General features: G+C 72.0%; 8 protein-coding genes and 1 tRNA gene. 5 read left to right on the top strand and 4 right to left on the bottom strand.

The features are described from left to right. On the top strand, positions 1-592 hold a 592-nt coding region (locus tag VMF70_05020; GenBank protein HTT67370.1), incomplete at its 5' end, for a hypothetical protein. Between the two features lie 63 nt (positions 593-655). On the opposite strand, the gene VMF70_05025 is transcribed toward VMF70_05020, so the two are convergent. Further along, positions 656-2,035 carry an amidase gene (locus VMF70_05025; GenBank protein HTT67371.1) on the bottom strand — a complete coding sequence of 460 codons (1,380 nt, stop codon included), beginning with the start codon at positions 2,033-2,035 and terminating at the stop codon, positions 656-658. A gap of 171 nt (positions 2,036-2,206) precedes the next feature. Between VMF70_05025 and VMF70_05030 the strand changes: the two genes are divergently transcribed. Together VMF70_05030 and VMF70_05035 are read left to right on the top strand one after the other, a co-directional pair. Next, entirely contained in the window at positions 2,207-2,689 is a 483-nt protein-coding gene (locus VMF70_05030; protein ID HTT67372.1) for a hypothetical protein, read from the top strand. A 185-nt stretch (positions 2,690-2,874) separates the two neighbouring features. Beyond that, positions 2,875-3,624, top strand: a complete 750-nt coding sequence (locus VMF70_05035; protein ID HTT67373.1) for a hypothetical protein — start codon at positions 2,875-2,877, stop codon at positions 3,622-3,624. Positions 3,625-3,720: 96 nt separating this feature from the next. Here VMF70_05035 and VMF70_05040 read toward each other — a convergent pair whose 3' ends face one another. Beyond that, positions 3,721-4,494, bottom strand: coding sequence for a glycerophosphodiester phosphodiesterase family protein (locus tag VMF70_05040; protein HTT67374.1), 774 nt, complete (start codon positions 4,492-4,494; stop codon positions 3,721-3,723). 151 nt (positions 4,495-4,645) lie between these two features. Here VMF70_05040 and VMF70_05045 point away from each other — a divergent pair, with 151 nt between their 5' ends. Continuing rightward, positions 4,646-5,350: an OmpA family protein gene (locus tag VMF70_05045; protein HTT67375.1), complete on the top strand. Its 705-nt coding sequence runs from the start codon at positions 4,646-4,648 to the stop codon at positions 5,348-5,350. A 19-nt stretch (positions 5,351-5,369) separates the two neighbouring features. Here the strand turns inward: VMF70_05045 and VMF70_05050 are convergent, their stop codons facing one another. Both VMF70_05050 and VMF70_05055 read right to left on the bottom strand, forming a co-directional pair. Continuing rightward, a complete protein-coding gene (locus tag VMF70_05050) occupies positions 5,370-6,923 on the bottom strand; it encodes a S41 family peptidase (protein ID HTT67376.1) in 1,554 nt (517 codons plus the stop codon). An 8-nt stretch (positions 6,924-6,931) separates the two neighbouring features. After that, a complete protein-coding gene (locus tag VMF70_05055; protein ID HTT67377.1) occupies positions 6,932-8,062 on the bottom strand; it encodes a tetratricopeptide repeat protein in 1,131 nt (376 codons plus the stop codon). 307 nt (positions 8,063-8,369) lie between these two features. Here VMF70_05055 and VMF70_05060 point away from each other — a divergent pair. After that, positions 8,370-8,443, top strand: a tRNA-Pro gene (locus VMF70_05060). Positions 8,444-8,446: the final 3 nt, after the last annotated feature.

An 8,446-nucleotide genomic window follows, 5' to 3' on the forward strand; every position in this document is an offset into this window, starting at 1 on the left:
GGTGGCCGCGCTGGCGCTGGCGCTCGCCGCGTGCGCCAAGCAGGAGCCGGCCAAGGCGCCGGCGGCGCCGGCCGGGCCGGCGAAGGGAACGCCGGAGTGGAAGATCCAGAACGCGATGAGCGCGGCGCCGACCGCGGTCGCGACCGCGGCCACCATCATGGACTGGCCCGCCACGCCCGACGGCAAGATGACGCAGATCCGCGCGGGATCGAACGGCTGGACGTGCCTGCCGGACGACCCGAGCACGCCGGGCAACGACCCGGTCTGCGCCGATAGCGTCTCGTTCACCTGGTTCGGCTTCTGGATGCAGCACAGGCCGCCACGGACCAGGACCGTGGCGCTCGCCTACATGCTCCGGGGCGCCACCGACGCGAGCAACACGGACCCGTTCAAGGCCAAGCCGGACTCGGGCCAGCCCTGGGTGGTCACCGGTCCCCACCTGATGGTCTTCATCCCGGACGTGAAGGCCTTGCAGGGGATGTCCACCGACTGGAAGAGCGGCGGTCCCTACGTGATGTGGGCGGGCACGCCGTACGCACACCTGATGATCCCGGTCGCGGCGCCCAAGGCGGACAGCGGGATGACGATGTGAGAAGCAGGGTGTGAGGGTGTAGGGTGTGAGGGCGCAGGGCGCGGCGGCGTCTCCTCCCACACCCTACACGCCACCCCCTACGCCCTTCGCTTCCGGCTCCGGCCACACACCTCGAATCTCCTCGAATGCCCGGGCCGCGGCGAGAAGACGCCATTCCTGCCGCGGCCCGGCCGCGAGCTGCAACCCGATGGGCAGACGGTGTCGCGATAGTGCGCAGGGGATGCTGATGGCCGGGAATCCGCTCAGGCTGAACGGATAGGTCAGCCGCGTCAGTGCGTGACGCGGCATCTCGCCGCCGGGGAGCACCGGCCGGAAGGCGTCGGCGTTGGGGAAGGCGAGGATCGGGACCGTGGGGCCGGCGAGGACGTCCACATCTTCCAGCGCACGGCGAAGCGCACGCCGGATCTGCCGCCGCGTGCCCTGGGCCGCGACGTAGGCGGTGGCCGGGATGTCCCGCGCCGACTCGAGTGCCTTCGCCACGTCGTCGCCATACTCGGCCGCCCGCTCCGGATACCATCGCTTGTGGAACTCGAACGCCTCCGGGCGGACGGTAGCGATGCCGACGTCCACGCACCCCTCGATCTCGGGGATCCTGACGACGCGCACCTCGGCGCCGGCCTCGGCGAGCGCCCGCAGCGCCTCGCGGACGCCGGCCTCCACCTCCGGATCCACACGCTCGAAGACGTAGTGTTCGGGGACGCCGATCCGGAGGCCCTTGAGGGAGAACGGGGCTTGGGGTTTGGGGACTGGGGTATCGGGCCCCGCACTCCCCAAACCCCAACCCCCAATCCCCAGCCCGCTGCCTGCCAGCACCTCCAACGCCTTCGCCGCATCGTCCACCGATCGCGCCAGCGGCCCCACCGTATCCAGGCTCCTCGCCAGCGGCACGACGCCGCGCGCGGAGAGGAGGCCGTAGGTCGGCTTCAATCCCACGACGCCGCACAGCGACGCCGGGATCCGGATCGACCCCGCCGTGTCGGTCCCCAGCGCGACCGCGACGATCCCCGCGGCGATCGCCGCCGCGGAGCCCCCGCTCGAGCCCCCCGTCGTGAGCGACGGGTTCCACGGGTTCTTCGTCGCGCCGTAGTGGGGATTGTCGTTCGTCGTGCCGAAGGCGAACTCGTGCGTGTTCGTCTTGCCGACCAGCACGGCGCCCGCCTCGCGCAGCGCCCACACCACGGCGGCGTCGCGCGTCGGCACCCAGTTGCCCAGGATCCGCGAGCCCGCGGTGGTGCGCGTTCCCTGGGTCGCGATCAGGTCCTTGATCGCGACGCATACGCCGTGCAGCGGGCCGCGGCTCGCGCCCGCGCCCAGCTCCTGCTCGGCCTGCCGTGCCTCGGCGCGCGCGGTCTCGGCGGTGACCGTGATGAAGGCGTTGAGCGCCGGCTGCGCGCGCTCGATCGCCGCGAGGGTGCTCTCGGTGTCCGTGGTGACGGGGGTCACGGCCATGATCAATGTTAGCACGTCCGCTCGACGGTTCGATACCGGCCGCCCCTGCATCAGGCGCGCCGCGGGGCGTCGCCTCGTCAAGCCCGACGACACCGCTTCGCGTTCGGGGACAACTACGGATTGACCGCCTGCCGACGCCTCCCATGATGGAGCCGGGAGGTCGTGATGCGCACTCGCTCGTCTCTCGTGGCGAGGCTGGCTCCCGTCCTCTGTCTCGCGTCGCTCGCCGCGGCTGCCGGCATCGCCGGGAACGGCTGCGAGGTCGCGACGGCGCCCCCCCCGGATGCCAAGCCGATGGATCCCCTGCCGGCCTATGCCCAGTGGTGGGCCGAGGTTCAGTCGTGTTCAGGCCTGGTGGGCGACGAGCAGCGCGTCGCCTGGTTCGAGGTGCCGGCCGATCCGGCCGCCGGCGGCTTCTGGTGCGAAGACGGTCCGGACCACACCTGCGCCGGCGAGTGGGCCGAGCCCCATTCGATCTACCTCGCCGGTCCCAGCAATCATTATCCGCTCGGGTACGTCGCCGACGAATGGACCGTGAAGCACGAGATGCTCCACGACCTCGTCGGACATCCGGGGCATCCGCAGGTGTTCGACGACTGCCACCTGGCCTCGCGCACGCCGAGCGGCGTGTACGGTCTGACCCGCTAGCCGCCGGCCCAGGGCCGCGGGCCGCCGCGGCGGCCGGACGCAGCGGAAGGGCAGGGCGCCGGACCGGTCGGGCGGATGCCCGGTGGGAGCCGGCGCGCGGTTCGCGTGTATCTACTCCTGAGGCGCATTCCGTTCGTCCAGGCACTGGACTGGTTGGACCGGAGGCGGGCACCGAGGAGCGGGTCATGAACAGGATCTTGCGGGCGGCGGCGCGGCTTGTGATTCCGGCGTCGGCCGTGCTCTTGGCAGCGGCGCTGGGCGGGTGTGGCAACGGCTACTTCACCGAGCAGGCCGGCAGCGGGGGTGGCGGCGGGGGCGGGGGCGGTGGAGGAGGCGGGGGCGGCGGCGGGTCCGGCACGCTGATTCAGCTGGTGCTGAGCCCGAGGTCGGTCGTCGTAGGGCTGCGCGCGACCGTGCAGTTCGCGGTCTCGGGGACCCTGAGCGACGGCTCGAGCACGGTGCCGAGCGTGACCTACCGGGTGAGCGGGGGTCTCATCTCACCCGGCGGCCTGTTCACGGCCGGCGCGACGTCGGGAGCGGACACCGTGACCGTGACGCAGCTGGGCGGGCTCACCGGGACGCCGCCGTGCTGCGCCGACACGGCGGTGGTGACCGTGACCGCCAACCCGCCCACCGCGCTGGCGATGGTCGCCCAGCCCGGCGGAGGCGTGTCCGGGACGGCATTCACCCAGCAGCCGGTGGTGGAAGTGGTGGACGCGCTGGACCGGCAGCTGCTGCAGAGCGGCGTGGCGGTGAGCGCGGCGATCGCGAGCGGGACGGGCACGCTCAGCGGGGCGACGACGGTCACGACGGACGGCAACGGTCGGGCGGTCTTCTCCGGCCTGGCGATCACCGGCACCGGCTCCTTCACCCTCACGTTCACGTCGCCGGGTCTCACGTCGGTGACGAGCGCCACGTTCACGGTGACGCAGTAGGCGCGGCCGTTACGGGGAAGGGCGCGCCGCGGCGGGGCGGGGCCACGCCTCGCGCCGGCGAAGCTCCGCGGTGCGCTTCGGCCGCATCCGGGTCCGCTACGCGAACGGGTCGTCGTCGGCCGTGGCGAGCGCGTACCGGTCGGCGTAGCTCGTCTCCAGGAGCGCGCGCAGCCTGTCGATCCTGTCCGTGATCAGTCCGTCCACCCCGCCGTCGAGAAACGCGCGCATCGAGTGCGCGCTGTTCACCGTCCACGCGTACACCAGGCGGAACCCCGGCCCCGGGCCGGACGCCCGCAGGGCGACGGCGCGGCGGACCCGCCCCAGGTAGCAGGTCGTCGGCAGCAGCGGCACGCTCGTGCCGTCGGCGTAGGTGTAGGGCAGGGGTCCGCCGCGGAGGTATGCGTCCACCGCCTCGGGCTCGGCGTGCTCGTCCACGCCCACGGCGGTCTTCGGGCTCGGGCCGAGGCCGGCGAGCCATGGCATCGCGCCCGGATCGGAGGCCGTGAAGAGGATCGCCGTGTCCGGGAAGTCGGCGCTGAACGCGGCGCGCACCAGCCGTTCGAGCCGGTCGAGATCGAACGTGTAGGGCGGTTTCAGGTCGAAGGCGAGCAGCGCCAACTGCGCCGCGCGGCCGCTCTGCGCCAGGTACGTCTTGAGCCCGGCGAGGTAGTGCTCCAGCGTGAGGTGCCCCCGCAGGAGCCGCACGACCCAGTCGGGAACGGGCGAGATGCGCTCGTGAACGTAGAAGCGGTCTTCGGCGGGCTCGTAGCACACGTCGGGCTCGAGCGCGTTGGCGCCGGCCTCGAGGCAGCGGACGGAGGCCGCGACCGAGTTCGGGTTGTGGCCGATCAGGTAGAAGCGGCGTGGCACGATAGGGGATCCTCCCGGTGCGCGAAGCCTAGCGCGGTGCGGGGCGGTGGGACAGGCGCGGGGTTGACGGCGGGGCTCTGGGGCGCTACTTGGGCCTGTCGCCAACGGACCATCGGGCGCCGGTCGAGGCCGGGTCGCCGGAGGAGCAACCATGAAAGCTGCCCTGATTCTCGCCATCGTCGTCGCCCTGGGGTTGGGCGGCTCGACCGTGTATTTCCGCGTGCGTGACACGGGCGCGCGGCATCGAGCAGACTCTCTTGCCGTGGTGGCGGACTCCCTCGCGACCGAGGCCGGTGCCCTGCAGGCGCGCAACACCACGCTCGCGGCCACGCTGGACACGCAGGTGGCCGCGGCGTCCCGCCAGAAGCAGGCGGAAATCGAGCAGCTCAGGAGCACGTACGACGAGCTGGTGAAGGACATGCAGGGGGAGATCGCCCAGGGCCAGATTCAGATCACCCGTCTGGCGGATCGCCTCAACGTGAGCATGGTGGACAAGATCCTGTTTCCCTCGGGCGAGGCGGGCATCACCCCGGCGGGGCTCCGCGTCCTCCGCCGCGTGGGCAACGTCCTGAAGACGACGCAGGGCAAGACCATCCGCGTCGAGGGACACACCGACACGGTGACGATCAGCCCGCGCCTCAAGGCGACGTTCCCCACCAACTGGGAGCTGTCCACCGCCCGGGCCTCCAACGTCGTCCGCTTCCTCCAGGACAGCGTCGGCATCGCTCCCGAGCGCCTTCAGGCGATCGGGCTCGCGCAGTACCATCCGATCGCGAGCAACGCGACGGCCCGCGGGCGGAGCCAGAACCGGCGGATCGAGATCGTGCTCATCCCGGCGGAGCCGCGCCAGCCGTAGGGAGCGCCTCCGCGGCGGCCTAGTGCCGCGCGGCCGCCTCCGCCGGGTGCGTCCGGTCGAGCCAGGCCACCGCGGCGCGGATGTCCGGGTCGTTGAACAGCTCGAAATTCTCGGCGGCATCGGCGCCCCAGCGCACGCTCGCCGCCCGGTCCGCCAGCGCCTCCGCCATGGCGATTGCCTGGGCGCTGTCCGCGTCCGCGGTCACGCGCAGGCGTGATCTCACCCGCTCGAGGAAGGGCCGCAGCAGGCGCTCGCGCCAGCTCGTGGTATCGGCGGGCCAGTGGCTCTCGGCGTTGCTCGAGAGGGTGGGGGCCACGCTGTCCGCGATGGCGTGGTCGAAGCCGCTGTCGGCCGCCACGCTCCACCACAGCGGCGGCGGGGCGCGCGGGGGAAGGGCGGAGTCGGGCGCGATGCCGCCGCCGCCGCGGACCGTCCGACCGCTGTCGGTCGTGAAGGTGGTCAGGGTGTCCTGCGCGGCGCCGCCGCCGCCGGCCAGCGCGTAGTACTGCTCGGCCGTCAGGCCTTCGTAGCGACGCTGGATGAGCCGCCCGCTCGGCGTGTGGACGAAGCCGACCGTGAGCCACGCCGCGTCGCCGTTCGGCGGCACCTCGAACAGGCGCTGCACCAGGGCCTTCCCGAAGCTGCGGCGGCCGAGAATCGTCGCGCGGTCGTGATCCTGGAGCGCGGCGGCGAGGATCTCGGCGGCGGACGCGGTGTAGCGGTCGATCAGCACGACCATCGGCACGTCGGCGAACGGGCCGTCGCCCGAGGTGCTGTACGTCCGGTCCATGTCCTGACGCCGGCCGGTGGTCTTGCACACGACCTTGTCCTTGGGCAGGAACTGCGAGGCCACGTCCACGGCGGCCGAAATCTCGCCGCCCGGGTTGCCCCGCAGGTCGAGGACGAGCCGGCGCACCCGCAGGCCGCTGAGCGCGCGGCCGACGGCGTCGTGCACCTCTTTCGCCGCCTGGTCCTCGAACTGCTCCAGTCGCACGTAGCCCACGCCCTGGATCTGCCGCGCGTCGCTGACCGACCGCGGCCGCAGCACCTCGTTCCTGACCGTGACGGTCAGCGTCTCGGGTTGCACGAGCGGGCCGCGTGCGAGCCGGAGCCGGACCTTCCGGCCCTGCTCGCCGAGGAGCCGCAGCTGCACGGTGTGCGCGGGCGATCCCGACACCAGCGTGTCGTCGAGGGCCAGCAGGCGGTCGCCGGGCAGGATCCCCTCGCGGGCTGCCGAGCTTCCGCTCCGCACCGCCGCGACGGCCAGGATGCCGTCCTGGTCCTCGACGAGGATCCCGGTCCCGGCCACGTGGCCCGCCTGCCACGAGAGCCACAGGTCGTTCTCCGATCGCGGCACGAAGCGGCTGTGGGGGTCGAGCGAGCGCAGCATGCCCTCGATGGCGGAGCGGACCAGCTGCTCGGTGCCGACGGGCGTCACGTAGTTGAGGCGCACCTGGCTCAGCAGGTACGAGAAGGTCTGGAGCTGTTCGAACGTCTGCGACTGAGCGGCGAGCGGGGGCACCGCGGCCAGCGCCGGCACCAGGGCCAGGCAGGTGAGGAAGCGGCAGCGCATCGGATCTCCTAGTGCAGGGCGGCGAGTTTCTGGCGCACCTCGCTGATTTCGAGGCTGTCCCGGCCGGGGGCGAGCGAGAGGAAGCGGCCGAACGAGTCGCGCTCGCCGTCCGTCTCGCCCCGTGCCTGCTGCACGGTTCCCAGCCAGTAGTAGACCTGCGCGTCGCGCGGGCCCGCCTCCACGGCCTGGTGCAGCGATTCCTCGGCGTCGGCGAGGGCGCCGGCGTGGAACTGGGTGACCCCCAGGTCCATCACGAGGACGTGGTTCTCCGGAAAGACCGTGACGGCTGCCCGGCGCTGTTCCACGGCGTGGGGCCAGTCGTTCTGGCCCTCGTAGATGCGCGCGAGCTGGACGTGCGCCTCGTAGTTGCCGATGTCGTTGGACAGCACTTCCTCGTACAGGCGCATGGCGTCGTACCGGTACCCGAGCCGCTGCAGCAGCGCCGCGAGCATGTAGAAGTAGTTGCTGGTCACCAGCGGGGCGGCGCTCACCGAGTCCCACCGGTCGCGCGCGCGGCTGGCCCGGGCGAGCGCCTGGATGTCGGTCACGGCGTCGGGGAGGCGGTTGATGCGGGCGGCTGCGATGGAATGCAGCCACACGTAGAAGGAAGGCATCGAGTCGAGCGGGTCGCCCGTGCGCATCATCCAGTAGTTGATCCTGAAGGACAGGTCGGCGAAGGCCTGTTGGTACGACACCTTGAAGAGGCCGAGCGCCTTCACGTCGAGGAACGGGTCGATCATGAAGGCGTGCACGTACTCCCGCTCCCGGTAGCGGACCTCCTGCGCGACGGCGGTGTCGCCACCGTGCCGCTTGAGGTCCCGCCAGTGGTCCTTGTTCCGCAGCTGCACCAATGCGATCGCCAAGTGCGGAAGGGCCAGTTCGGGGTTCATGGCGACGGCGATCCGGAGCGTGCTGTCGGCGAGGTCGTACTTCTTCTTGCTCCAGTAGCCCAGGGCCAGGTTGTAGTACGCGACCGGGTCGTTGGTGTCCTGGGCGAGGCGGGCCTGGAGCACCTCGAGTCGGTCCGGCGCCACGATGTCCTGCGCCGCCGCGGGCGCAGGTCGGGCGACCAGCAACAGGAGCGCGCCGCACGCGGCGGGGAGGATGCGCAGCGTGGGGAAGAAGTGGAGATGCTTCATGGGTCCTCCGGGTCGTCGCGCTCCATGCGGAGCTGGCGTGCGCCTCAGGACTGCCGCGTCGGGACCACCGGTCCCGTTCGACGCTACCGGGGGGGCGTCAGTGGGGCGTCATCCGGGGACCGGCGGCGGTGCTACACGCCCGCCGGAGCCGCCCGGCATCTCCGACTGGAAGGCTCGGCGCGTGAGGAGGGAGGTCTTCTGGGGGGTCGGGCGGCCTGTGCGTAACCGACAGGTCCCGCCGGTCGCCGTAGCGTGGAGCTTGGCCTGTGGCCGCCGCTGGGTGGGGGGGTTAGATTCCGCGCCGTCACGGGACGTGGCGCAGCCCGGTAGCGCACCTGAATGGGGTTCAGGGGGTCGCGGGTTCGAATCCCGCCGTCCCGACTC

Source organism: Gemmatimonadales bacterium, assembly GCA_035502185.1.
Lineage (GTDB): Bacteria > Gemmatimonadota > Gemmatimonadetes > Gemmatimonadales > JACORV01 > Fen-1245.